Here is a 1,060-nt window from a genome sequence, read left to right as displayed (position 1 = left end):
CTCCGCCCCACAGCGATATATACTGTGTACTTTTGTGGGGATGGTTCCTTTGTTAATATTAGACTGGTATACCCACCGACTCACCCCCGACGACATCGACGCCGTCGAAGCCCACGGCACCGGCACCCGCCTCGGCGACCCCATCGAAGCCCACGCCCTGCTCAACACCTACGGACAACACCACACACCCCAACAACCCCTCTACCTCGGATCACTGAAGTCCAACATCGGTCACGCCCAGGCCGCCGCCGGCATCGGCGGCGTCATCAAGATGGTCCAGGCGATCCAGCACGGCGAACTGCCCCGCACCCTCCACGCCGACCACCCCTCACCCCACATCGACTGGGATCAGGGGCACATCAGCCTGCTCACCGAACACACACCCTGGCCCCAAAGCGACCGACCGCGCCGCGCCGCCGTCTCGTCGTTCGGCGTCAGCGGCACCAACGCCCACTTGATCGTGGAGCAGCCGCCGGCGACAGAGGGATCCGGCGAGGACGAGGCGTCTGAACAGCCCGACCTGCCCACGGTGTTGACTCTGTCAGCCAGGAGTTCGGGCGCGCTGCAGACCCACGCTGCCCGGATACGCGCCCACCTCGACGAACGTCCGGAGGTGCCGCTGTCCACGGTCGCCGACGCCCTGGCCGCCCGGGCCGCGCTGCCGCACCGCGCCGTCATCGTCACCCGCGACCGCGCCCAGGCCCGGGAAGCCCTCGACGCGGCCGCCGAGGGGGCTCCGCATCCGGCGCTGGTCACCGGTCAGGCGACTGACGGCGAAGAGAGCGGGACGGTGTTCGTGTTTCCGGGTCAGGGTTCGCAGTACCCCGGCATGGCCCGCACCCTCTACACCACCTCACCCACCTTCCGCGACAGCATCCACGCCTGCCAGGACGCCCTCGCCCCCTACATCGACTTCACCATCCCCGACGTCCTCACCCAACACCCCAACGCCCCCACCCTCGACCGCGTCGACATCGTCCAACCCACCCTCTTCGCCGTCCTCACCGCCCTCGCCCACCACTGGCAACACCACGGCATCCACCCCCACGCCGTCATCGGC

1 protein-coding gene is annotated in these 1,060 nt (G+C 68.4%); it reads left to right on the top strand.

Features of this window, described 5'->3' with window-relative positions; translation table 11 throughout:
• Nucleotides 1-40: 40 nt before the first annotated feature.
• On the top strand, nucleotides 41-1,060 hold a 1,020-nt coding region (locus tag ACFW2E_RS47725; protein ID WP_384478643.1), incomplete at its 3' end, for an acyltransferase domain-containing protein.

Origin of the sequence: Streptomyces sp. NPDC058964 (assembly GCF_042741275.1) — a bacterium.
In the GTDB taxonomy this organism is placed as follows: Bacteria; Actinomycetota; Actinomycetes; order Streptomycetales; family Streptomycetaceae; genus Streptomyces.
This window is presented reverse-complemented; position numbering and strand designations above follow the sequence as displayed.